This window comes from Variovorax sp. J31P207 (genome assembly GCF_030316965.1).
In the GTDB taxonomy this organism is placed as follows: Bacteria; Pseudomonadota; Gammaproteobacteria; order Burkholderiales; family Burkholderiaceae_C; genus Variovorax; species Variovorax ginsengisoli_B.
In genome coordinates this window covers 369,692-392,832 of record NZ_JASZYN010000007.1, presented here as the reverse complement: position 1 = coordinate 392,832, position 23,141 = coordinate 369,692, and the positions used below count along the sequence as shown (strand labels likewise).

23 protein-coding genes are annotated in these 23,141 nt (G+C 70.2%); 8 read left to right on the top strand and 15 right to left on the bottom strand.

All coding sequences use genetic code 11. The annotated features are described in order from the left end of the window. The first annotated feature begins 15 nt into the window (after nt 1-15). Both QTI68_RS24970 and QTI68_RS24965 read left to right on the top strand, forming a co-directional pair. Nucleotides 16-744: an SDR family NAD(P)-dependent oxidoreductase gene (locus tag QTI68_RS24970; protein WP_286525429.1), complete on the top strand. Its 729-nt coding sequence runs from the start codon at nt 16-18 to the stop codon at nt 742-744. Between the two features lie 53 nt (nt 745-797). Further along, a complete protein-coding gene (locus tag QTI68_RS24965) occupies nt 798-1,805 on the top strand; it encodes a Bug family tripartite tricarboxylate transporter substrate binding protein (RefSeq protein ID WP_286525428.1) in 1,008 nt (335 codons plus the stop codon). A 15-nt stretch (nt 1,806-1,820) separates the two neighbouring features. On the opposite strand, the gene lhpI is transcribed toward QTI68_RS24965, so the two are convergent. Continuing rightward, nucleotides 1,821-2,747, bottom strand: a complete 927-nt coding sequence (lhpI, locus tag QTI68_RS24960) for a bifunctional Delta(1)-pyrroline-2-carboxylate/Delta(1)-piperideine-2-carboxylate reductase (protein WP_286525426.1) — start codon at nt 2,745-2,747, stop codon at nt 1,821-1,823. Between the two features lie 65 nt (nt 2,748-2,812). Here lhpI and QTI68_RS24955 point away from each other — a divergent pair, with 65 nt between their 5' ends. After that, a complete protein-coding gene (locus QTI68_RS24955) occupies nt 2,813-3,571 on the top strand; it encodes a sulfite exporter TauE/SafE family protein (RefSeq protein ID WP_286525582.1) in 759 nt (252 codons plus the stop codon). Nucleotides 3,572-3,626: 55 nt separating this feature from the next. Next, on the top strand, nt 3,627-3,845 hold the full coding sequence (locus QTI68_RS24950; protein WP_286525424.1) for a hypothetical protein: 219 nt from the start codon (nt 3,627-3,629) through the stop codon (nt 3,843-3,845). 24 nt (nt 3,846-3,869) lie between these two features. Here the strand turns inward: QTI68_RS24950 and QTI68_RS24945 are convergent, their stop codons facing one another. Genes QTI68_RS24945 through QTI68_RS24900 form a run of 10 tightly spaced genes read right to left on the bottom strand, consistent with a single transcriptional unit; the run spans nt 3,870 to nt 16,179 of the window. Then, nucleotides 3,870-4,352 (bottom strand): MarR family winged helix-turn-helix transcriptional regulator, encoded by a 483-nt coding sequence (locus QTI68_RS24945; protein WP_286525422.1) that lies wholly within the window; start codon nt 4,350-4,352, stop codon nt 3,870-3,872. A gap of 40 nt (nt 4,353-4,392) precedes the next feature. Then, complete coding sequence (locus QTI68_RS24940) at nt 4,393-6,123, bottom strand: acyl-CoA dehydrogenase family protein (protein WP_286525420.1); 1,731 nt, start codon at nt 6,121-6,123, stop codon at nt 4,393-4,395. Between the two features lie 10 nt (nt 6,124-6,133). Then, nucleotides 6,134-7,861, bottom strand: coding sequence for a tannase/feruloyl esterase family alpha/beta hydrolase (locus QTI68_RS24935; protein ID WP_286525418.1), 1,728 nt, complete (start codon nt 7,859-7,861; stop codon nt 6,134-6,136). Nucleotides 7,862-7,884: 23 nt separating this feature from the next. Next, complete coding sequence (locus tag QTI68_RS24930; RefSeq protein WP_286525416.1) at nt 7,885-8,613, bottom strand: ABC transporter ATP-binding protein; 729 nt, start codon at nt 8,611-8,613, stop codon at nt 7,885-7,887. Between the two features lies 1 nt (nt 8,614). Beyond that, nucleotides 8,615-10,426, bottom strand: coding sequence for a branched-chain amino acid ABC transporter ATP-binding protein/permease (locus QTI68_RS24925; RefSeq protein WP_286525415.1), 1,812 nt, complete (start codon nt 10,424-10,426; stop codon nt 8,615-8,617). 1 nt (nt 10,427) lies between these two features. Further along, nucleotides 10,428-11,468, bottom strand: coding sequence for a branched-chain amino acid ABC transporter permease (locus QTI68_RS24920; RefSeq protein ID WP_286525414.1), 1,041 nt, complete (start codon nt 11,466-11,468; stop codon nt 10,428-10,430). A 27-nt stretch (nt 11,469-11,495) separates the two neighbouring features. Further along, nucleotides 11,496-12,638: an ABC transporter substrate-binding protein gene (locus QTI68_RS24915; protein WP_286525412.1), complete on the bottom strand. Its 1,143-nt coding sequence runs from the start codon at nt 12,636-12,638 to the stop codon at nt 11,496-11,498. Nucleotides 12,639-12,683: 45 nt separating this feature from the next. Next, nucleotides 12,684-13,448: an SDR family NAD(P)-dependent oxidoreductase gene (locus tag QTI68_RS24910; RefSeq protein WP_286525411.1), complete on the bottom strand. Its 765-nt coding sequence runs from the start codon at nt 13,446-13,448 to the stop codon at nt 12,684-12,686. A gap of 26 nt (nt 13,449-13,474) precedes the next feature. Beyond that, nucleotides 13,475-15,385: a feruloyl-CoA synthase gene (locus QTI68_RS24905; protein ID WP_286525409.1), complete on the bottom strand. Its 1,911-nt coding sequence runs from the start codon at nt 15,383-15,385 to the stop codon at nt 13,475-13,477. Nucleotides 15,386-15,405: 20 nt separating this feature from the next. Beyond that, nucleotides 15,406-16,179, bottom strand: a complete 774-nt coding sequence (locus QTI68_RS24900) for a crotonase/enoyl-CoA hydratase family protein (RefSeq protein ID WP_286525407.1) — start codon at nt 16,177-16,179, stop codon at nt 15,406-15,408. A gap of 116 nt (nt 16,180-16,295) precedes the next feature. On the opposite strand from QTI68_RS24900, the gene QTI68_RS24895 reads away from it, so the two are divergent. Continuing rightward, nucleotides 16,296-17,162 carry an amidohydrolase family protein gene (locus tag QTI68_RS24895; protein WP_286525405.1) on the top strand — a complete coding sequence of 289 codons (867 nt, stop codon included), beginning with the start codon at nt 16,296-16,298 and terminating at the stop codon, nt 17,160-17,162. A 9-nt stretch (nt 17,163-17,171) separates the two neighbouring features. On the opposite strand, the gene kefC is transcribed toward QTI68_RS24895, so the two are convergent. Together kefC and kefF are read right to left on the bottom strand one after the other, a co-directional pair. Next, nucleotides 17,172-19,025, bottom strand: a complete 1,854-nt coding sequence (gene kefC, locus QTI68_RS24890) for a glutathione-regulated potassium-efflux system protein KefC (protein WP_286525403.1) — start codon at nt 19,023-19,025, stop codon at nt 17,172-17,174. Between the two features lie 2 nt (nt 19,026-19,027). Further along, nucleotides 19,028-19,666 (bottom strand): glutathione-regulated potassium-efflux system oxidoreductase KefF, encoded by a 639-nt coding sequence (kefF, locus tag QTI68_RS24885; RefSeq protein WP_286525401.1) that lies wholly within the window; start codon nt 19,664-19,666, stop codon nt 19,028-19,030. Between the two features lie 78 nt (nt 19,667-19,744). On the opposite strand from kefF, the gene QTI68_RS24880 reads away from it, so the two are divergent. Together QTI68_RS24880 and QTI68_RS24875 are read left to right on the top strand one after the other, a co-directional pair. Beyond that, on the top strand, nt 19,745-20,386 hold the full coding sequence (locus QTI68_RS24880; protein WP_286525400.1) for a ParA family protein: 642 nt from the start codon (nt 19,745-19,747) through the stop codon (nt 20,384-20,386). Between the two features lie 73 nt (nt 20,387-20,459). Further along, nucleotides 20,460-20,918, top strand: coding sequence for a MaoC family dehydratase (locus tag QTI68_RS24875; RefSeq protein ID WP_286525399.1), 459 nt, complete (start codon nt 20,460-20,462; stop codon nt 20,916-20,918). A gap of 1 nt (nt 20,919) precedes the next feature. On the opposite strand, the gene QTI68_RS24870 is transcribed toward QTI68_RS24875, so the two are convergent. Together QTI68_RS24870 and QTI68_RS24865 are read right to left on the bottom strand one after the other, a co-directional pair. Then, complete coding sequence (locus tag QTI68_RS24870) at nt 20,920-21,381, bottom strand: tRNA (cytidine(34)-2'-O)-methyltransferase (protein WP_286525398.1); 462 nt, start codon at nt 21,379-21,381, stop codon at nt 20,920-20,922. A 26-nt stretch (nt 21,382-21,407) separates the two neighbouring features. After that, a complete protein-coding gene (locus QTI68_RS24865; RefSeq protein ID WP_286525397.1) occupies nt 21,408-22,124 on the bottom strand; it encodes a ComF family protein in 717 nt (238 codons plus the stop codon). Nucleotides 22,125-22,146: 22 nt separating this feature from the next. Here QTI68_RS24865 and QTI68_RS24860 point away from each other — a divergent pair, with 22 nt between their 5' ends. Then, nucleotides 22,147-23,061 (top strand): methyltransferase domain-containing protein, encoded by a 915-nt coding sequence (locus QTI68_RS24860; protein ID WP_286525395.1) that lies wholly within the window; start codon nt 22,147-22,149, stop codon nt 23,059-23,061. Nucleotides 23,062-23,141 lie beyond the last annotated feature (80 nt).

Here is a 23,141-nt window from a genome sequence, read left to right as displayed (position 1 = left end):
AGTTCTGGAAGCAAGATGAGTCAACAAGAAGCCGCCCTGGTCACGGGCGGCAGCTCCGGCATTGGCCGGGCCACCTGCGAGGCACTGCTCGCACAAGGACGCACGGTCGTCAATCTCGACTACAAGAAGCCCGACTGGGGCCACGAGCGTCTCGTGTCCTTCCAGGCCGACCTGACGCAGGAAGCGCAGACGCAGGCGGTGGCGCACGAAATCACGTCGGCCTATGCCGTGACGGCGCTGGTCAACAACGCGGGCGCGACGCGGCCCGGCACGATCGACACGGCCTCCATGGCCGACCTCGACTACGTCGTCGGCCTGCACTTCAAGGCCAGCATGATCCTGATCCAGGCGGCGCTGCCGGCGCTGCGCGCCTCGGGCCGGGGCCGGATCGTGAACGTGTCGTCGCGTGCGGCGCTGGGCAAGCCCGAGCGCATCGTCTACTCGGCCACCAAGGCCGGCATGATCGGCCTCACGCGCACGCTCGCCATGGAGCTTGGCGGCGACGGCATCACGGTCAATGCGGTGGCGCCCGGTCCGATCGCGACCGAGCTGTTCCGCCAGAGCAACCCCGAAGGCGCACCGCAGACCCGCCGCATCATCGACAGCATCGTCGTGAAGCGGCTCGGCACCGCGGACGACGTGGCCCGCGCCACGATGTTCTTCCTGTCGCCCGACAACGGATTCGTCACCGGCCAGGTGCTGTACGTGTGCGGCGGCACCACGCTGGGCGTCGCACCGGTCTGATCCGGACGCCGTCCCTCTCGATTCTTCTTTTTCCCAGTTCTCCAAGGTTCCCCATGTCCCGTTTCCCTTCCGACGCCGCGCTCAAGCGCCGCAGCTTCGCCATGGCCGCCGCGGCCACCGCCGTCCTGGCGCTGTCGCCTCTGGCCGCCAGCGCCCAGGCCGCGTTCCCCAGCAAGCCCATCACGATCATCGTGCCGTTCTCGGCCGGTGGCACCACCGACATCCTGGCCCGCGTGGTCGGCCTGTACATGAGCCGCGATCTCGGCCAGCCGGTCGTGGTGGACAACCGGGCCGGCGCCGGCGGCAACATCGGCGGCCAGGCGGCGGCACGCTCGCCGGCCGACGGCTACACGCTGTTCATGGGCACCGTGGGCACGCACGCGATCAACCAAAGCCTCTACAAGAAGATGCCCTTCGATCCGATCAAGGACTTCGCGCCGCTCACGCGCGTGGCCATGGTGCCGAACCTGCTGGTGGCCAATCCGTCACAGCCCTTCAAGAACGTGAAGGAAATGATCGCCTACGCCAAGGCCAACCCGGGCAAGATCAACTTCGGTTCGTCGGGCAACGGCAGCTCCATCCACCTGTCGGGCGAGCTCTTCAAGCAGATGGCCGGCGTCGACATGCAGCACGTGCCGTACCGCGGCAGCGCGCCCGCGGTGTCGGATCTGCTCGGCGGCCAGATCGCGATCATGTTCGACAACATGCCTTCGGCCATTCCGCACGTGAAGGGCGGCAAGCTGCGCGCCCTGGCCGTGACCACGGCCAAGCGCTCGCCGGCGCTGCCCGACGTGCCGACCATCGCCGAAGCCGGCGTGCCGGGCTACGAAGCCACCTCGTGGTTCGGCCTGCTGGCCCCCGCGGGCACGCCTGCGCCGGTGGTCGCCAAGCTCAATGCGTCCATCCTCAAGGCACTGGCCGATCCGGAAGTGAAGAAGAAGCTGGCCGAGCAGGGCGCCGAGCCCCATGGCGAGAAGCCGGAGCAGTTCGCGGCCTTCATCGAGAGCGAGACGCTCAAGTGGGGCAAGGTCGTGAAGGAATCGGGCGCCAGCCTCGATTAGGGCCTGTTCGCACTACTAAGCCTGCCAGACGAGTGTCGCGGCGGCGAGGTCTTCCAGCGCGCTGCCGACGGCCTTGAAGACGGTGCGCTCGGCGGCCGCGCGGCGTCCCTGCCGCTCACCCCGGCACAGCTGCGCCAGCGTGCCCTGGATGGTCGCCAGCGACACCGCGCCGGCGGCGATGGCGTCGAGCAGGTCGCCGGCCTTGGTCGGGGCCTCGTCGGTGTCGACGTAGACGCGGGCGCCGGCAAAGCAGGCCGCATCGGCCTCTTTCATCGCCGGCGTGAAGCTGCCGATCAGGTCGAGATGGCTGCCCGGCGCCAGCCATTCGCCGCGCACCAGCGGCGCGGTCGCGAGCGTCGCGCAGCTGACGATGTCGGCGGCCGCCACGGCCGCCGCGAGATCGTCGACCGGCTGCGCGTCCCAGCCCGCTTGGCGCCATTCCGCGGCCAGGGCCTGCGCGCCTTCGGGGCGGTGGTTCCATACCCGGACTTCGCGGATCGGCCGCACGCTCGCGTGGGCCGCCGGCAGCAGGCGCGCCACCCGGCCGGTGCCCAGCACCAGCAGCCTCGAAGCCTCCTCGCGGGCGAGAAAGGCCGCGCCCAGCGCCGAGGCGGCCGCGGTCCGGTGGGCGGTGATCTCGTTGCCGTCGAGCTGCGCCAGCGGCACGCCCGTGTGGGCGTCGTAGAGCACGTAGGTCGCGTGCAGCCCCGGCAGGCCGCGCGTGCCGTTGCCCGGAAAGATGTTGATCGTCTTGATGCCGAGGAAGCCGGCCTCGCTCCAGGCCGGCATGATCAGCACGGTGCCGCGGTCGTCGCCCGCGGCGACCTGATGCACATGGCGCGGCGGCACCGTCGCTTCGCTGGCGAAGGCCTGGTGCAGGGCCGGCACCAGGCGCGCGAAGTCGAGTTGGCGGCGGGTCTGGTCGGCGTCGAGGATCTTCATGGCGGGCGTCGGGAGCTTGCTGCGTGGACAATGTAGCGCTCACGCACCCGACTCTCCCCCTCGACTTGAATTTCCCGATCATCACCGACCCGCAGTTCTATGCGGTCGCCGTCCCCGGCGTGCTGCTGCTCGGCGTCAGCAAGAGCGGCTTCGGCGCCGGCTTCGGCTCCCTCGCAGTCCCCTTCATGGCGCTGGTGGTCACCGTGCCGCAGGCCGCCGCCATCCTGATGCCGGTGCTGCTGCTGATGGACCTGCTGGGCCTGGCGGCCTTCCGCCGCGACTTCGATCCGCGGCTGCTGCGCTTCCTCATTCCGTGCGGGCTGCTGGGGACCGTGATCGGGGCCTTGCTCTTCAAGGCGCTGCCGGCGCACACGGTGGCGGGCATCGTCGGCGTCTTCACGCTGCTGTTCCTGGCCCAGCGCCTGCTGTTCCCGCCGCGCCCGAACGATCCCATGCCTTCGAAGCTGGGCGGCGCGCTGCTGAGCACCATCAGCGGCTTCACCAGCTTCATCGCCCATGCCGGCGGCCCGCCGGTCAACGCCTACGTGATTCCGCTGCGGCTCACGCCGGTGGTCTACACGGCGACGATGGCCTACTTCTTCTTCGTCGTGAACCTGAGCAAATGGGTGCCCTATGCCTGGCTGGGCCTGCTCGACTGGCGCAACATGGCGACCTCGGTGGTGCTGCTGCCGATCGCGCCGCTGGGCGTGTGGGTGGGCATTCGCATCGCGCGCCGCATCGATCCGGTCTGGTTCTACCGCTTCGTCTACCTCGGCATGCTGCTGACGGGCCTCAAGCTCAGCTGGGATGGCTTCCTGGCCTGATGTAAGGCAAACCTCTACGATTGCCGACCCCGCGCGCGATGGGCAGAATTTCGGCATGTCCGAACCGTCGACCGCACCCGGCACCCTGCAGGACGAGGAACTCCAGAGCCTCGCGACCGAGTGGCGCATGCGTGCGATGCAGGGCGACCAGCTGGCGCATCGCATGGCCCGGGCCCTCGAAGCCGAGCAGCGCCGCCGGATCCGCGATTCAGGCCTGCAGATCCTGGTGCCCGAGGCCTCGCGCGCCACGGCGCCCTGGTGGAAGTTCTGGTGATCTGCCGCAGCTGTCCCGCAAAGTTCAGTGATAGATTTTCTGCAGCAGCCTGATCAGCGTCTCGCGCTCGCGCTGCGTGAGGCGGGCGCTGGTGTCGGCCTCGAGCTGCATCACGGTCTGTTCGGCCTCGCGCACCAGCTGTTCGCCGGCCGGCGTCAGGTGCAGGCCGATCGCACGGCCGTCGTGCGGATGCGGCCGGCGTTCGATCAGGCCGCGGCTGTCCATCGAGGCGATCAGGCTCACCAGATTGGGCGGCAGGATGTCGAGCGTCGAGCACAGCTGGCGGGAAGTCGCGCCAGGGTTGTGCGCCAGCAGCGACAGCACCGAGAAATCGACCTGCTTGAGTCCGTAGGGCGCCATGCGTTCGGCGAAGACCTCGGTCACGACCAGCCAGGCGCGACGTGCGTTGTAGCCGACGAAGGTCTCCAGCACGCGGGTGTCGAGGCGGTCGGGGCGCGGTGCCGGGCCGTGCGTGACGGAAGGGGTTTTCTTGCGCGAAACTGCCATGGTGCAAGCGTAACCGGCTTGGCGGCCTGCGTCCTGCCGATCAGGCCGGCGCGCGCTGCGCGGTGACGGCTTCGCAGGCCCGCTTGACGATGCCGAGCCGCATCTCGAACTCGGGCAGCACCCAGCGGCGGAAGGCCGCCTCGGGCGCCGCCCAGCGGGCGTCCTGAGGCGCTTCCCGGCCGATCCGGGCCCAGGCCCATGCCAGCAGCGCGATCATCACCACGCGCAGGTAGTCGTCCGCCACCTCGTAGGGCAAGGCCGGCTCGGCCGCCGCGGCCATCGCCAGCGTGGTCGTGAGGTAGCGCAGCTGTGCCAGCCGCCGCTGCGCGTCGGCGTCGATGTCGCGCGAGGCCTCGAGCTCGTCGCGCACCTCGACCAGCAGGGCCGACATGCCGGCGCCGCCGTCGGCCAGCACCTTGCGCACCAGCAGGTCGATCGCCTGGATCTCGTTGGTGCCCTCGTAGATCATGGTCACGCGCGCATCGCGCACCACCTGCTCGATGCCCCATTCGCGCACGTAGCCATGGCCGCCGAACACCTGCAGGCATTCGCTGGCGCCATGGAAGGCCTGCTGCGTGCAGGCCGCCTTGAGCACCGGTGTGACCAGCGCGCACCAGCGCTGCGCCCGCTCGCGGGCCTTGGGGTCGGCGTCGTGGCGTGCGACGTCGAGCTGGACCGCGGTCCGGTAGGCGATCAGCCGGGCACCGTCGATCCAGGCGCGCTGGGTGTCGAGGATGCGGCGGATCGCCGGATGCTCGGCCACCAGGTCGGCGGCCTCGCTGCCGCGGCTGGCGGGGGCCGGGCCGGGCGCCCGCATCTGGCGGCGTTCGTGGGCATAGGCGTCGGCCTTCTGCCAGGCGGCGTCGAGCAGGCCGAGGCCCTGCAGCGCGACGTGCAGCCGGGCCGCGTTCATCATCACGAACATCGCTGCCAGCCCGCGGTTCGGCTCGCCGATCAGCCAGCCGGTGGCATCGTCGAAGCGCATCACGCAGGTCGAGCTGCCGTGCAGCCCCATCTTCTCTTCGATGCGCTCGCAGTGGACCGCATTGCGCGCGCCGTCGGGCAGCCGCTTGGGCACCAGCACCAGCGACAGCCCCTTGGGGCCGGCCGGTGCGTCGGGCAGGCGGCACAGCACCAGGTGGACGATGTTGTCCGTCAGGTCGTGCTCGCCGCCCGAGATGAAGACCTTGCCGCCGGCGACGCGGAAGCTGCCGTCGGCCTGCGCCGTGGCGCGGGTGCGCACCTGGCCCAGGTCGCTGCCGGCGTGGGCTTCGGTCAGGCACATGGTGGCCAGCCACTCGCCGGTGGCGATCTTCGACAGGTAGCGTTGCTTGAGTTCGTCGCTGCCGTGGTGCCGGAGGCATTCGTAGGCGCCGTGCAGCAGACCGGGCGCCATCGTGAGCCCATGGTTGGCGGCACTGAGCCATTCGTACAGCACCGCCTCGAGCACCGCGGGCAGGCCCTGGCCGCCATCCTCGGGCGCTGCCGACAGGGCGGGCCAGCCGCCGTCGACGAAGGCCCGGTAAGCGTCGCGGAAGCCCGGCGGCGCGAGCACCTCGCCATTCACGAAGCGGCAGCCGATCTCGTCGCCGTCGCGGTTCGGCGGCGCGATCACTTCGGCCACGAACTTGCCGGCCTCGTCGAGCACCTGGGCCTGCAGCGCATCGTCGACCTCCGCGAACGGTGCCAGGGCGCCCAAGCGCGCAGGTGCGCCGAGGACGGTGTTCAGCAGGAAGCGGACGTCGTCGGGGCGGGGGCTGTAGGTCGTCATCGCGGGGATCTCAAGGCGCGCGGCAGGCGAAGCTGGCCGCGGATTCGGTGTCGCCGCCGGTGTAGACAGCGACCTGCGGGTAGGGGCACAGCGGACGCGTGCGCCGGGCCGACCAGCTGGTCGGTACTTCGGGGTTGACGCTCGGCGTGCCGGGGCCGCGCGCGCTCGCCACCACCGACTCGGGCGCCCGGCCTTGCTCGACCCAGTCGACCAGCGCGCTCAGCATGTCGAACTGGTCGGTGGCGGGGCCGCCCGCGCAGTGGTTCATGCCCGGGACCGGGAAGTAGCGCGCGAACGCCGCGGCGTCGCCGCCATGGGTCGACTGCAGCCGCTCGTACCAGGCGGCGGTGTCGTCGGACGAGAACACGGGGTCGCTGGTGCCGTGGTAGACGATCAGCTTGCCGCCGCGGTCGCGCAGGGCCGTCAGCTTCGCGGCGTCGGGCGGCGACATGAACGCCATCGCCGATTCGCGATAGACCGGATCGGTGGCGTCGATCAGCGGCGCATCCCGGTCCATGTCGAAGCCGAGCGCGAAGGCCAGCCCGCCGGGCCGCGTGGCCAGTGGCGCCGAGGTGAAGATGAAGCCCACCGCGCCCGGGTCCCGGGTCTGGGAGCTCGAGAACTTCCATTCGCGCCAGTTGCTGCCGCCGATTCCGGCGTCGAAAGGGAAGCTGCTGTAGATCGGCTTGCCGGCGCTGTTGCGGGCGCCCGTGAACACGTTGGCGAGCGCGCTCTTCTGCGCCGCCGTCAGGCATTGGCCGTCGCGCGCGCCGCTGCAGCTCGGCACGTCGCGCTGCAAGTCGAAGTGCGCCTGGCAGGCCTTGACGTCGGAAACGATGCCGTCCGCCAGGCCGTCGAGCGCGTCGCAGCGCGCCAGCACGCGGTCGGACACCAGCTGCAGTTCGGCCGGCGTGAAAGCGCTTTGAAGGTCCGGCAGGCCTGCGGGCGTGGCCGCGGTCGCCACCTTGGCGTACTGCTGGGCGCCATAGAGCTGCGCCACCGCGGCGCGCGGCAGGTTGTAGCCGGGGTCGCCCGCGAGGATGCCGTCGTACTGGCTGGACGCGCGTGCGGCGGCCACCATCGCGTGCCGGCCGCCGTTGGAGCAGCCGCCGAAATAGGATCTGTCGGGGCCGCGGCCGTAGGCCTGGGCGATCAGGTTCGTGGCCATCGGCGTGAGCTGCGCGACCGCGTTGTAGCCGTAGTCGAGCCGGGCCTGCGGATCGAGGCCGAAGGCGGGCCCGAGCGCGCCGGGATGGCCGGCATCGGAACTGATCACCGCGAAGCCCATCTGCAGGGCGTTGGTCACTGGCGCACCGCCGCCGATGCCGCCGACCGCCGGCACAACCACGCCGTCGAGGCCGCCGTTGGCCTGGTAGAAGAAGCGGCCGTTCCAGGCCACCGGCAGCCGCATCTCGAAGCCGATCGCGTAGCGCTTGCCGTCGACCGGTCCGATGCGCTCGTTCATGCGGCCCTGGACCAGGCAGTGGGCCGGAACCGGCACGCTGGCGTTGCCCAGCGCGACCGTGCCGGCCGGCACCGCCACGGCCTGGGTGTACAAGGTGCCGGGCGGCGCCGCGCTGGCCGCGAGCGCGCTGCATGACAGCAGCGTGCCGGGCCGGGCCGCGGCCAGCGGCGCGGTCGGCGCAGTCCGGCCGACACCGGCACAGGCGGCGAGCAGGGAAGCGCCGGCCAGCGCCACGGCGCCGAGCTGGAGATGGCTGCGTGAGGGGGTCTTCATCGTGTCTCCTGATTGCCGGTCGCTCAGGCCCGGGCCGCGCCCAGGTAGGTATCGATCACGCGCGAATCGCCGGCCAGCTGGCGGGCCTCGCCTTCGGCGCTGACGCTGCCCATCTCGAGCACGTAGCCGTGGTCGGCGACTTCGAGGGCCGCGCGCGCATTCTGCTCGACCAGCAGGATCGTCACGCCGGTGGCGCGCAGCGCGCTCACGGTGCGGAAGATCTCCTGCACCACCAGGGGCGCGAGCCCGAGGCTGGGCTCGTCGAGCATCAGCAGCGTGGGCCGCGACATCAGCGCCCGGCCGACCGCCAGCATCTGGCGCTCGCCGCCCGACAGCGTGCCGGCCAGCTGCGTCCGGCGTTCCTTCAGGCGCGGGAACAGCGTGTAGACCTGCTCGATCTGGTCGCGCCAATCGCGGTTGCGCAGCCGCACCTGCCGGAACGCGCCGAGCACCAGGTTGTCCTCGACCGGCATGGTGGCGAACAGCTCGCGCTTTTCGGGCACCAGCGCGATGCCGAGCATCACGCGCTCCTCGAGCGACAGGCCGCCGATCGGCTGGCCGCGGAACTCGATGCCGCCCTTGGCGGGCAGTACGCCCATCAGCGCATTGAGCAGGGTCGACTTGCCGGCGCCATTGGGGCCGATCACGGTCACGACGCTGCCTTCGCCCGCCTGCAGGTCGATGCCGTGCAGCACTTCGGCACGGCCGTAGCCGGCCCGCAGGTCGTGGATTCGGAGGAGGGGAGTGCTCATGTCAGTGTTCGGTCCCAAGGTAGGCGGCGCGCACCTTCGGGCTTTGCTGCACCTCGGCCGGCGTGCCCTCCATCAAATGGGTGCCGAATTCCATCACCACGATGTGGTCGCAGATGTCCATCACCAGGTCCATGTCGTGTTCGACCAGCAGGATGCTCATGCCCGATGCGCGCAGGCTGCGCAGCACGTCGGCGAGCGCCTGCTTTTCCTTGTGGCGCAGGCCGGCGGCCGGCTCGTCGAGCAGCAGCAGGGCCGGGTCGGCGCACAGGGCGCGCGCGATCTCCAGCAGCCGCTGCTGGCCCATCGCCAGGTTGCCGGCCAGCTCGTGCACCCAGTCGCCCATGCCCACGCGCTGCAGCTGGCGCTCGGCCTCGCGCAGCAGCTCGCGCTCCTCGGCGCGGTCGGTGTGGAGCATGGCGGCGATCGCACCCTTGCGGCCGCGCAGGTGGGCGCCGAGCGCGACGTTCTCGAGCACCGTCATGTCGGGCACCATCTTCACGTGCTGGAAGGTGCGCGAGACGCCGCGCTCGGCGATGGCACGCGACGACAGCCCGCCGATCGCCTCGCCGCGAAAGCGCACGGCGCCGCCGCTCAGGCCCAGCACGCCGGTGACCAGATTGAAGGTGGTCGACTTGCCGGCGCCGTTGGGCCCGATCAGGCCGACCACCTGGCCGGCCCGGGTCTGGAAGCTGATGTCGTTGACCGCCACCAGGCCGCCGAAGGTCTTGCGGATCGCCTGCACGTCGAGCACCACCTCGCCGGCGGCCGGCTTGGCGCGCGCCGGGAGGTCGGGCGCATCGCGCCAGTCGACCGGGCGCTGCGGGCGCGGCAGCCGGCGGTCGATGAAGTCCCACAGGCCGTCGGGCAGGTACTTGAGCACCAGCACGATCAGGATGCCGAAGACGATCAGCTCGTAGCTGCCGCTGGTGCCGATCAGCTTGGGCAGCAGCACCTGCAGCTGGTCTTCGAGCAGCTTGACCACGCCGGCGCCGGCGATCGCGCCCCACACGTGGGCCGCGCCCCCGAGCACCGCCATGAACAGGTACTCGATGCCCATCTTGAGGCCGAAGGGCGAGGGGTTCACGGTGCGCTGGAAATGCGCGAACAGCCAGCCCGAGAGCGACGCCAGCAGCGCCGCCAGCACGAAGATGCCGACCTTGAAGCGCAGCGTGTTCACGCCCATCGCCTCGGCCATCTGCGAGCCGCCCGCGAGCGACCGGATGGCCCGGCCGCTGCGCGAATCGAGCAGGCGGATCACCGCGAGGCAGGCGAGCAGCGAGAAAGTCCAGACCACCGCATAGAACACCCGCTGCTGGCCGACCTCGAGGCCGAAGAGCGTAAGTCCCTTGACGCCCAGGATGCCGTCGTACTTGCCCAGCGCCTCGAGGTTGCCCATCAGGTAGTAGAGCGCCAGCGCCCAGGCGATGGTGGCGAGCGGCAGGTAGTGTCCCGACATGCGCAGCGTGATGCCGCCGATGACCGCGGCGCTGAGGCCGGTCAGCGCCAGGCCGACGAACAAGGTGAGCCATGGCGAGAGGCCGAAGTTCACGCTCAGGTAGGCGGTGGTGTAGGCGCCGATGCCCACGAACGCCGCCTGGCCGAAGGAGGTCAGCCCGCCGACGCCGGTGAGCAGCACCAGTCCCAGCACCGGCAGCGTGTAGATGCCGATGTAGTTGAGCTGGATGATCCAGAAGTTGGGCAGCGGCAGCAGCGGCAGCGCGATGAGCACCGCCACCAGCGCCAGCGGGCCCCAGGTGCGCAGGCGGCTCTTCGCGGGCGGCTTGGCCGCTGGAGGATTCAAGGTGGCTTCCATGTCAGTGCTCCTCGTCCGAGTGGGCGCTGGTCAGCGAGCGCCACAGCAGCACCGGCAGGATGATGGTGAACACGATCACCTCCTTGAACGAGCTGGCCCAGAACGAGCCGAAGGACTCGATCACGCCGACCGCCAGCGCGCCGAACAGCGCGCCCGGATAGCTCGCGAGGCCGCCGATCACGCCGGCAACGAAGCCCTTGAGGCCGATCAGGAAGCCGGAGTCGTAGAAGATCGTGGTGGTCGGCCCGATCAAGAGGCCCGACAGCGCGCCGATCAGCGCCGCCATCGCGAAGGTGAGCTGCCCCGCCGCCTGCGTGGAGATGCCCATCAGCCGCGCGCCCAGCCGGTTCACGGCCGTCGCGCGCAGTGCCTTGCCGTAGAGGGTGCGCTCGAAGTAGAGCCACAGCATCACGATCAGCGCCGCCGAGGCGAGGAAGATGATCACGGCCTGCCCGTTGACGTTCAGCGGGCCGACCGCAAAGCGGTCGTCCCAGAACGACGGGTTGCGAAAGCCCTCGGCACCGAAGAACAGCAGGCCCAGCCCGGTCATCGCGAAATGCACACCGACCGAGACGATCAGCAGCACCAGCGAACTGGCGCCGGCGAGCGACTGGTAGGCGACGCGGTAGACCAGCGGCCCGAAGGCCGTGACGATGCACAGCGTGAGGAAGGCCTGGACCGCCAGCGGCAGGTTGCGCGGCGCCGCCCACGCCGACACGGCGCAGACCACTGCCGGTAGCACAAACATGCGCGCGGCGGCCACCAGGGCCGGCGCAGCCCGGCCGCGGTGGCGCCAGGTGCTCACCAGTTCCATGAGCGCCGCCACGGCGGCGAGGATCAGCAGCAGCCAGACCGTGCCGGGCACCTTGCCGGTCTGGAAGATGGCGAGCGTGAGCGCGCCATAGGCGACGAACTCGCCCTGCGGAATGAAGATGACGCGGGTGACCGTGAACACGAGCACGATACCCATGCCCAGCAGCGCGTAGATCGCCCCGTTCGTGAGTCCGTCCAGCGTCAGGATGCTGGCGATTGAAAAATCCATGGCGGGGCTTCGGCGCTGGGTGCGCGTTTACTGCGGCTGCTCGACCTTGAACTGGCCGCCCACGACCTTCAGCATGACGCCGGTCTCGTTGGTGTAGCCCCAGTGGTTGTCGGGCGTCCAGTTCAACACACCGTGCGCGAGCACAGTGCGGCCCATGGTCTCCATCGCGTCGCGCAGCGCCGCACGGAATTCCGGCGTGCCGGGCTTGCCCTTCTTGAGGGCGATCGGCACCGCCTTCTCGAGCACCGTCAGCGCATCGGCGCCGTGGCCGGCGAACTGGTTGCGCGAGCCCGGGCCATAGGCCTTCTCGTACTGCTGCACGAAGTCGACCGCCGCCTTCTTCGACGGGTGAGCGTCGGGCAGCTGCTCGGCCACGGTGGCCGGGCCGGAGACGACGAAGGTGCCTTCGGCGTCCTTGCCGGCGGTGCGCATCAGGTCTTGCGTGGCGGCGGCGTGCGTCTGGTAGACCTTGCCCTTGAAGCCGCGCTCCATCACCGCCTTCTGCGGCATGCCGGCGCCGCTGCCCGAGGCGACGATCAGGATCGCGTCGGGGTTGGCCGAGGTGAGCTTGAGCACCTGGGCGGTGACGCTGGTGTCGGCGCGGCCGAAGCGCTCGGTGGCGACGACCTTCATGCCGTTCTTCTCGGCCTCGGCGGTCAGCGCCTTGAGCCAGAGTTCGCCGTAGGCGTCGGTGTAGCCGAGGAAGCCGATGGTCTTGACCTTCTGCGACTTCATGTGCTGGACCACGGCGTAGGCCATGACGTCGTTGGACTGCGGCAGCCGGAAGGTCCACTTGTCCTTGCCCGGCGGCAGCCCGGCCGGCGAGGCGGCGAGCTGCACGGTGCCCGATTCCGCGGCCACGTCGGCCATCGGGATCGCGACCGGCGTCGCGGCCGAGCCGATGATGACGTCGACCTTGTCCTCGGTCACCAGGCGCTGCGTGTCCTTGACGCCCGTGGTCGGGTCGGTGGCATCGTCGAGCACCACGACCTTGAGGTTCTCGCCGGCGATGGTCTTGGGCCACAGCGCGATCTGGTTCTTGACCGGGATGCCCAGGCCCGAGGCCGGGCCGGTCAGCGGCAGCACGACGCCGACCGTGAGGTCGGCATGGGCGGCGCCGAAGAGGCCGGCGGCCAAGGCGGCGGCGAGGATGCTTTTCTTGATGTTCATGATGTCTCCTGGAGGGGCGAACGAAGAAACGGGGTGGCGGCCGGCTCAGCGCGGCGCCATGCGCAGGGCGCCGTCGAGGCGGATCACCTCGCCGTTGAGGTGACCGTTGGTGACGATGTGGCAGGCCAGCGCGGCGAACTCAGCCGGATCGCCCAGCCGCGGCGGGAACGGGATCGAGGCGGCCAGCGACTGCTGGATCGGCTCCGGCAGGGTCTTCAGCAGCGGCGTCGCGAACAGGCCCGGCGCGATCGTGCAGACGCGGATGCCGTGCTGCGCGAGGTCGCGCGCCATCGGTAGCGTCATGCCCACCAGCCCGCCCTTCGAGGCGCTGTAGGCCTGCTGGCCGACCTGGCCGTCGAAGGCCGCGACCGAGGCGGTGAACAACATCACGCCGCGCTCGCCGCCTTCGTTCGGGTCCAGCCTGGCGCAGCGCGCCGCATAGAGGCGGCTGACGTTGTAGGCACCGATCAGGTTGATGTTGACCACCCGCACGAAGTCCTCGAGCGGCGCGGCGCTGCCGTCCTTGCCGACGATCCGCTTGGCGCTGCCGATGCCGGCCACGTTCATGAGGATGCGGGCCGCACCGTGCGCGGCCTCGGCCTTGTCGAGCGCGGCGTTGACGCTGTCGGTGTCGGTGATGTCGCAGACGCAGGCGACGCCGCCGATGTCGGCGGCGACCTTCTCCGCCAGGCCGGCATTGACGTCGAGCACCGCGACCTTGGCGCCGAGCCGCGCGAGCTCGCGCGCCGTGGCTTCGCCGAGGCCGGATGCGCCGCCGGTCACGAGTGCGGCTTGTCCCTGGATGTTCATGGCGTGTCTCCTTGTGGTCTGACGGTTCAACGGGGTTTGAGAGTGAATGGCAGGGTGCCGTCATGCAGGGCCTCGGCCAGCGCCGCACGGTGCTTGAGCACGGCACGCTGGTTGATCGAGCCCTTGTCGGTCACTTCGCCCCTGTCGATCGAGGGCGGCTCGGAAACGATGTGGGCACGCGCGATGCGGTTGGCGCTGCCGGTGCTGACGGCGCCGAGCCGGTCGAGCAGCTGCTGCAGCCAGGCTTGCACCGGCGCACTCTCGACCACCTGCTGCAGGCTCGCGTCGGGCGCCAGGCCGGCCAGCGTCCGGATGGCCGGGGTCGGGAAGATCAGCGCGCCGACTTCCTTCAGGTTGATGCCGGTCAGCACCGCGTCGTGCACGTAGGGCGCGCCGGCGGTGTTGATCTTCGCGCGCAGCGGGCCGACGCTCACGAAGGTGCCGGTGGCGAGCTTGAAGTCCTCGGCGATGCGGCCGTCGAAGCGCAGGCCGCGGTGGATGTCGGCGTCGTCGATCCAGCGCACGGCATCGCCGGTGCACAGGAAGCCTTCTTCGTCGAAGGCCTCGCGCGTGGCTTCCGACGAGCGCCAGTAGCCCGGCGTGACGTTGGGGCCGCGGTAGCGCACCTCGACCTTGCCGTCGACATCGATCAGCTTGAGCGTCATGCCGGGCGTCGGCACGCCGACGTCGCCGGCGCGCACGTCCGGGCTGTTGATGAACATCGCCGAGGGGCCCGACTCGGTCATGCCGAGGCCGGTCGCCATCACGATGCGCTCGCCGATCTCGGCTTCCTGGATCTGGTGCAGCAGGTCCCAGATCGGCTGCGCCAGCGCGGCGCCGGAGTAGAAGAACATGCGCACCCGCGAGAGCAGCGTCCGGCGCAGCTGCGCATCGGTCTGCATCGCTTGCGCGATGGCCTCGAAGCCGGTCGGCACGTTGAAGTAGACGGTCGGCGCGATCTCGCGCAGGTTGCGCAGCGTCTCCGCCATGCCCGCCGGCGTCGGCTTGCCGTCGTCGATGTAGAGCGTGCCGCCGTGGTAGATCGTGATGCCGACGTTGTGGTTGCTGCCGAAGGTGTGGTTCCACGGCAGCCAGTCGACCAGCACCGGCGGCTCCTCCGCGAGGGCCGGCATCGACTGCGCGATCTGCACCTGGTTGGCGCACCACATGCGCTGGGTGTTGACCACCGCCTTGGGCATCTTGGTCGAGCCCGAGGTGAACAGGAACTTGGTGATCGTGTCCGGCCCGGTGGCCGCCATGGCGGCGTCGACCGCGTGCGTGGCGGGCGTGGCGAGCAGGCTGTCGAAGGCGGTGAGGGCGCGGCCGGCCAGCTCGGGGGCGGCGGTGCCCGGGTCGCCGGCACCGCCGTGGCCGCGCTGCAGCACCACCTCGACATCGGCCGGGACCGCCGCCGCGATGGCGCGGCCGTAGCGTGCGCCGTCGCTCGCGAACACCAGCCCCGGGGTCAGCGTGTCGACGATGTGGCGCAGCTTCTCGTAGTCCTGGCTGACGGTCGAGTAGGCGGGCGAGGCCGGGCAGTAAGGAACGCCGGCGTAGATGCAGCCGAGCGCCAGCTGGGCATGCTCCAGGCTGTTCTCGCTCAGGATCATGACCGGCCGCTCGGCGTCCAGGCCGCGGTTCAGCAGCGCCTGGCCGATGCGGCGGGCGTCCTGCAGCGCCCGGGCGTAGCTCAGGTGCTGCCATTCGCCGGTGCTGCCGTCGGGAAGTTGCTCGCGGCGCGCCATGAAGCTGCGGTCGGGCTCGGTCTCGGCCCAGTGCATGAAGCGGTCGGTGATGCGTTCGGCGTAGGGGCCGAGCGGCTCGGCGGCCTCGAGGTAGCGCACGCCCGCCGCGCCCTCGCGCACGTTGACGCGGCGCACGCCGAAAGTCACGGGCCGATAGCGTGGCGTCTGGGTCGTCGGACGGGGGGCTTGCATGGGGAATTCCTCGGTGAGTCTCAGCTTTTCTGGACCTTGGCCGCCTTGCCGTCCAGGAAGGCGCGCACGCGCTCCTTGGCGTCGGGCGCGGCCTGCGCGATGCCGGCCATCAGCGCTTCGGTGAAGAAGCCGTGGTCGGCCGGCTGCTCGGCGATGCGCGGCAGCGCGTGCATCAGCGCGTAGTTGGTCAGCGGCGCGTTGGTCGCCACGCGCTTCGCGAGTTCCAGCGCCTTGTCGAAGGCCGTGCCTTCGGGCACCAGGTACTGGGCGAAGCCGGCGCGCTCGCCCTCCTCGGCGTTGTAGACCCGGCCGGTCATCATCATGTCGGTCATGCGGGCGGCGCCGATCAGCTTGGGAATGCGCACCGAGCCGCCGCCGCCGACGAAGATGCCGCGCGAGCCCTCGGGCAGCGCGTAGAAGGTGGTGCTGTCGGCCACCCGGATGTGGCAGGCGCTCGCCAGTTCGAGCCCGCCGCCGACCACCGCGCCGTGCAGCGCCGCCACCACCGGCACCGGGCCATGCTGCACCAGCTCGAGCGCCGCATGCCACATGCGCGAATGCCGCAGGCCCTGGCCGGCGTCGCGCTCCTTCAGTTCGGACAGGTCGAGGCCGGCGCAGAAATGCGGACCCTCGCCGTCGATCACCGCGGCACGCACCGTGGAGGGCAGCTTCTCGAAGGCGTCGCGCAGTGCCAGGATCAGGCCGTCGGACAGCGCATTGCGTTTGGCGCCCCGCGCGAGGCGGATGATGGCGATGTCGTCCTGGATGTCGAGGTGGAGGTCGTTGGAGGTCATGATTGCATTCCGGAGTACGATCGATTATGGTTATGAAAAATAATCAATTCAAGCCGCATGATGCTGTGTGGCGTAAGGATTTACCCTAGGCTTCAAACCGTTCGGAGACAACCCCCATGGACCACCAGAACCTGATCGCGATCGACACTCACACGCATGCCGAGGTGAGTTGCTGGAACCCCTTCGACAACTATGGCGAAGAGTACGACCGCGCCGCCGACAAATACTTCAAGTCGGGCCGCCGCCCGACCATCCAGGAAAGCATCGACTACTACCGCGAGCGCAAGATCGGGCTGGTGATGTTCATGGTCGATGCCGAGTCGAACATGGGTCGCCGCCGGATCCCGAACGAGGAGATCGCCGAGGCCGCGCAGAAGAACTCCGACATCATGATCGCCTTCGCCAGCATCGACCCGCACAAGGGCAAGATGGGTGCGCGCGAGGCCCGCCGGCTGATCGAGGAATACGGCGTCAAGGGCTTCAAGTTCCACCCGACGGTGCAGGGCTACCACCCCTACGACAAGATGGCCTGGCCGATCTACGAGGTGATTGCCGAGTACGCGCTGCCGGCCGTCTTCCACACCGGCCACAGCGGCATCGGCTCGGGCATGCGCTGCGGCGGCGGCCTGCGGCTGGAGTACAGCAACCCGATGCACCTGGACGACGTCGCGATCGACTTCCCCGACATGCAGATCGTGATGGCGCACCCGAGCTTCCCGTGGCAGGACGAGGCGCTCAGCGTCGCGACCCACAAGCCGAACGTCTGGATCGACCTCTCGGGCTGGAGCCCGAAGTATTTCCCGAAGCAGCTGGTGCAGTACGCCAACACGCTGCTCAAGGACCGGGTGCTGTTCGCCAGCGACTATCCGCTGATCACGCCCGACCGCTGGCTCAAGGACTTCGAGGACGCCGGCTTCAAGCCCGAGGTGATGCCGGGCATCCTCAAGGGCAACGCGGTGCGGCTGCTCAAGCTCGACCAGTAGGCCCCGGGTTCAGGGCAGGCGCTCTTCCTCGACCTTGTCGCGGTCCCAGTGGGCGCCGCTGCGCTGGCGCCGTTCCTCGCGCTCCCGCGCCATCTGCTCTTGGAACTGCTGGCGGCCCTTCTTGGCCACCGCGATCAGCTGGGCGCGGTCGCCCTTGTAGTGCGGGTAGGTCTCGAGCATCAGCTCGATGTTGCGGCGCCGGAAGCGCATCGCGTCTTCGCGCGCCTCGTGGGCCGGCCAGCCGATGGCCTCGAGCACCGAGCGGGCGCTGCGCAGCGACGACTCGAAGAGCTCGCGCTCGACGAACTCCACCTTGCGGTCGAGCAGCTGGTAGTAGTGCGTGACGTTGCGCGCCCGCACCACCAGCTTGGCCTGCGGAAAGTGCTTCTGCGCCAGGTCGACGATCTTGAGCGACTGCTCCATGTCGTCGACCGCGACCACCAGCACCTGGGCCGTGCCGGCGCCCGCGGTGCGCAGCAGGTCGAGCCGGGTGGCGTCGCCGTAGAACACCCGGATGCCGAATTCGCGCAGCGCCTCGATGGTGTCGGGGTCGTGGTCGAGCACCGTGATGCTCACGCTTTGCGAGTTCAGCAGCCGGCCGATGATCTGGCCATAGCGCCCGAAGCCGCAGATCACCACCTTGGCGTCCTGCTGCTCGGAGATCTCCTCCATCGTCGTTGGCTTGTGGGCGCCGAAGCGCGGCAGCACCCATTTGTCGATCGCCACCAGCAGCAGCGGCGAGACCAGCATCGAGAGCGCCACCGCGGCGATCAGGAACGAGGCCACGCCATGCGGCAGCACGTCGGGGCCGGCGGCCTGGAACACCACGAAGGCGAATTCGCCGCCCTGCGCCAGCAGCAGCGTGAACACCGGCCGCTGCTGGTAGGGCACCCCCATCGCCTTCGCCAGTGCGTAGATGACGACGAACTTGACCGCCAGGAAGGCGATCACCACCAGCGCCATCAGCGCCGGATGCTCCAGCAGCACGCCGAAATCGATGCTCATGCCGACCGCGATGAAGAACAGGCCGAGCAGGAGGCCCTTGAAAGGCTCGATGTCGGTCTCCAGCTCGCGCCGGTATTCGCTCTCCGCCAGCAGCACGCCGGCCAGGAAGGCGCCGAGCGCCATCGAGAGGCCGACGAACTGCATCAGCGCGGCGATCGCCACCACCAGCAGCAGCGAGGTGGCGGTGAAGATCTCGGGCGTGTTGCTGCGCGCGATCCAGCGCAGCAGGGGGCGCAAGGCGAGCCGGCCGCCGACCACGATGGCGGCGATCACGCCGACGATCTTCAGGCACTGGAAGGTGCGCTCCCAGCCGGTCATGTCTGGCGCAGCGGCCGAGCCGACCGCCAGCAGCGGCAGCAGCGCCAGGATCGGGATCGCCGCCACGTCCTGGAACAGCAGGATCGAGAAGCCGGCCTGGCCGCTGGGCGCGAGCAGCAGGTTGCGCTCGGCGAACACCTGCAGCGCGATCGCGGTCGACGACAGCGCCAGCCCGAGCGCCGCCACCAGCGACACGCGCCAGTCGGCGCCCGCGGCGCAGCCGACCAGGAACAGCACCGCGGCGCAGGCCAGCACCTGGGCCGAGCCCCAGCCGAAGATCGGCCGCCGCAGGCTCCACAGCCGCTTGGGCTCGAGTTCGAGGCCGACCAGGAACAGCATCAGGACGACACCGAACTCGGCGAAGTGCAGGATGTCCTCGACGTTGGTGACCAGGCCCAGGCCCCACGGCCCGATCGCGATGCCGGCCACGAGGTAGCCGATGATGGCGCCGAGCCCCAGTGCCTTCGACAGCGGCACCACGAGCACCGCGGCGCCCAGGTAGATCAGCGTGTTGATGAGCCAGGCGGGTGCGTGCTCCATGCTCAGCTTTCCTCCTGGACCGTCGGTCGGTCGATCTCCGGCACCGGGCAGCTGACGCAGACGTCGAGCCCCTCGAGTTCCGGCCAGTCCGGATAGCTCAGGAGCCGCTCCTTGAAGACCTCGACGTGGGCCGTGACCTCGGCCGCGGGCGCGCTGCGGGCGCCGTGGAACAGCAGCGGCGGCAGGAAGCGCATGCCGCACAGCGCCGCGGTCTGCTCGTAGGGCGGCAGGAAGGCGTCGAAGAAATAGCGGTTGTAGCTTTGCGGGTGGTAGCTGCCCTCGGGGCCGCCGGTGGTCGCGACCAGCCAGCAGTCCTTGCCCTCCAGCGCCCGGCCGCCGGTGCCGTAGGCCCAGCCGTAGTCGAGCACGTCGTCGATCCAGAGCTTCTGCAGCGCCGGCATCGAGTACCACTGGATCGGGTGCAGCAGCACCAGCAGGTCGGCGCGCGCCAGGCGGGCCTGCTCGACCTTGACGTCGATGGCGTAGTCGGGGTAGGTGTCGTAGAGATCGTTGACGTCGACGCCTGGCGTGGCCCGAGCGGCTTCCAGCAGACGGAGATTGACGCGCGATTCGCGCCAATGCGGATGGGCGGCAACCACGTAGATGCGCGCCGGACTGTTGTTGTTGGTGCTTGTCGACATGGCGCGAACATTAGCGCACTCCGGCGCGCTCCGCGCGCGGCTACCATGACGCCTTTGTTCAGCCTGTCGGAGTCCAACATGCCGGTAGTCCTGGTCGCCAATCCCAAGGGCGGCGTCGGAAAGTCCACCCTCGCCACCCACATCGCGGGCTACATGGCCAGCCGCGGGCATGCCGTGATGCTGGGCGACATCGACCGCCAGCAGTCGTCGCGGCTGTGGCTCGGGCTGCGGCCGCCGCAGGCGCGGCAGATCCTCAGCTGGGAGGCGTCCGAGGACGGCAGCGTGGTGCGGCCGCCGCGCGGCACCACCCACGCGGTCATCGACACCCCCGCCGGGCTGCACGGATCGCGTTTCAAGGAGGCGCTGGCGCTGGCCGACAAGGTGCTGGTGCCCTTGCAGCCGAGCATCTTCGACATCTACGCGACGCGCGATTTCCTCGACAAGCTGCTGGCCAATCGCCACGCGGGCAAGACCCAGATCGCCCTGGTGGGCATGCGGGTCGACGCCCGCACCTTGGCCGCGGACCGGCTGCGCGAGTTCGTGTCCGGCCTCGGCGTGCCGGTGCTGGGCGAGTTGCGCGACACCCAGAACTATGTCCAGCTGGCGGCCCGCGGGCTGACGCTGTTCGACATCGCGCCGGGGCGGGTGCAGCGCGACCTGGAGCAATGGCAGCCGATCATCGACTGGCTGGACGTCCGGGAGCCCGCCCGGCCGGCTTGAGCCCGTGTTTACCCCGAGCCCCGATGTCTCGGCGTGGACAGGGGCCGGGCCGGCGCGCCGCTACAGTGAAGCGATGAAAAAGACCTTCCAGACCCTCCAGGACCTTGCCGCGTGCGTCGGCCAGGAAGTCGCGGTGAGCGACTGGATCACCATCACCCAGGCGCAGGTCGACCAGTTCGCCGAGGCGACCGGCGACCACCAGTGGATCCATGTCGACGTCGAGCGCGCCAAGGCCGGCCCCTTCGGCGGCCCGATCGCGCACGGCTTCCTGACCCTGTCGCTGCTGCCGCGGCTCTATGAAGGCGCGTTCGACGTCGCCGAGTCGCGCATGGGGGTCAACTACGGACTGAACCGGGTCCGCTTCATGACGCCGGTGCCGGTCGGCGGCCGGGTGCGCGGCCGCATGAAGCTGCTGAGCTCGGAGCCGATCGCCAACGACGGGCTGCAGATGACCTGGGAAACGACCATCGAACTGGAAGGTTCGCCGAAGCCGGCCTGCGTCGCCGAGTCCGTCGTCCGGCGGTACAAGTAGCTCAGCCGAAGCCGTTCTGGCGCCAGGCCTCGAACACCGTCACCGCCACCGCGTTCGACAGGTTGAGGCTGCGCTGGCCCTCGCGCATCGGCAGCCGCAGCCGCTGCGGCGGGGCGAAGCGCTCTCGCAGCTCGGGCGCCAGGCCGCGGGTCTCCGACCCGAACACCAGCCAGTCGCCGGGCCTGAAAGCCACGTCGTGCACGCGCTGCGTGCCGCGCGTGGTGAGCGCGAACATCCGGTCCGGCGGCGGCTTCTGGCTGTCCAGCAGGGATTGCCAGTCGGCGTGGCGCAGCAGGGTCGCGTACTCGTGGTAGTCCAGCCCGGCGCGGCGCAGCAGGCGGTCATCCATCGAGAAGCCCAGCGGTTCGACCAGGTGCAGGGTGCAGCCGGTGTTGGCCGCCAGCCGGATCACGTTGCCGGTGTTCGGCGGAATCTCGGGTTCGACGAGAACGATATGGAACATGGCGCGATTGTCGGTCGCCGCCCGAATCAGTCCGGCGCGTCGGTCCGGGCCAGCACGATCGCGGTGATGCGGGCCGCGCCGGCGGCCCGCAGGACCTCGGCCGCCGCGTGCAGCGAGGCGCCGCTGGTCATCACGTCGTCGACCAGCACCAGGCGCCGGCCGTGCGCCGCCCCGGGGCGCCGCGGATCGAGCGCGAAGGCGCCGCTCAGGTTGTGCAGCCGGTCCTGTCGCGCGAGGCCGCTCTGCGGCGCGGTGTCGCGGGTGCGCAGCAGCAGCCGGGGATCGCACTTGTCCGGCGCCAGCCGCCGCGCCAGCTCGTGCGCCTGGTTGAAGCCGCGCTCGCGCAAGCGGGCCGGCGCCAGCGGCATCGGCAGCACGGTGTCCGCCTGTTCCAGCGCCGGCTCGACCCAGGGTGCGCTGCGCAGCAGCGTCGCCAGGGGTGCCGCGCGCCCGGCATCGCCACGGAACTTGAAGGCCGAGATGCATTCGGGCCACGGCCACGCATAGGCGCAGGCCGCCAGGCAGGCGTCGAGCGGCGGCGGCTGACGCTGGCAGTCACGGCAGCGGGTGTCGCCCGGGCCCAGCGGCAGCGCGCAGGTCGGGCAGCGCGCCACCGGCGCCGCGAAACGCGCCACGCAGGCCTCGCAGATCGACGCCGCGGGCCAGGCGCGGCAGACCGCGCACTGGCCCGGCAGCCGTGCCGCCAGGGCCGAGAAAGGCCGTGCGGCCCAGGGCTTGAACATCCGTCAATATACTCAGCGCCCCATGCCCACCGACTCCGCACAGCGCCCGCCGACCATCGATGCCATGGCGGCCGGTCGCTGGAGCCGGCTGGCGCCGGCTTCGCAATCCCCCTGGCTTCATGAGGAAATCGGCCGCCGGATGGAAGACCGGCTGCAATGGATCACGGCCAAGCCGCGCCACTGGGCCGACTGGTCGCCCCTGCGCGGCGGCCTGGAGGCCCACGGCCTGGTTGCGCGCCGCTACCGGGATGCCACGCCCTACGTCATCGAACCGGATCCCGTGCTGGCCGCCGCCACCGCCCGGTCGCTGAGCGCGCCGTGGTGGACCGCGCGCCGCTGGCAGGGCGCCCGGCCCAGCTTCGATCCGCCGCCCGAGGACGGCGTCGACCTGCTGTGGGCCAACATGGCGCTGCACATGGCGGCCGACCCGCAGGCGCTGATCGCGCATTGGCACCGGGGAGTCGCCACCGACGGCTTCCTGATGTTCTCCTGCTTCGGGCCCGACACCCTGCTCGAACTGCGGGCCCTGCACCGGCAGCTCGGCTGGCCGCCGGCCAGCCACGAGTTCACCGACATGCACGACTGGGGCGACATGCTGGTCGGCGCCGGATTCGCCGAACCGGTGATGGACATGGAGCGCATCGTGCTGACCTGGACCAGCGCCGACGCCGCCCTGGCCGAGCTGCGCACCCTGGGGCGCAACTTGCATCCGGCCCGCTTTCCGGCCTTGCGCGGCAGGGACTGGCGCCGCGCGCTCGGCGCCGCCCTGCCCGAGCTGGCGCCGGCCGAGGAGGGCGGCGGGCGGATCGGGCTGACCTTCGAGATCATCTACGGGCATGCCTTCAAACCGGCCCCCCGTGTCGCGCTGTCTGCGGAAAGTGCAGTTTCCTTGCGGGAAATGCGTTCCATGCTGCAGCGAGGTCGTGTAGGCAACTGAGGCCCGCTCGGTTGACCCGCTACAATTCGGCGCTGCGTGAACTCCCGGGTATTGTCCCGTGATCGAGGCCTGTCCGATTC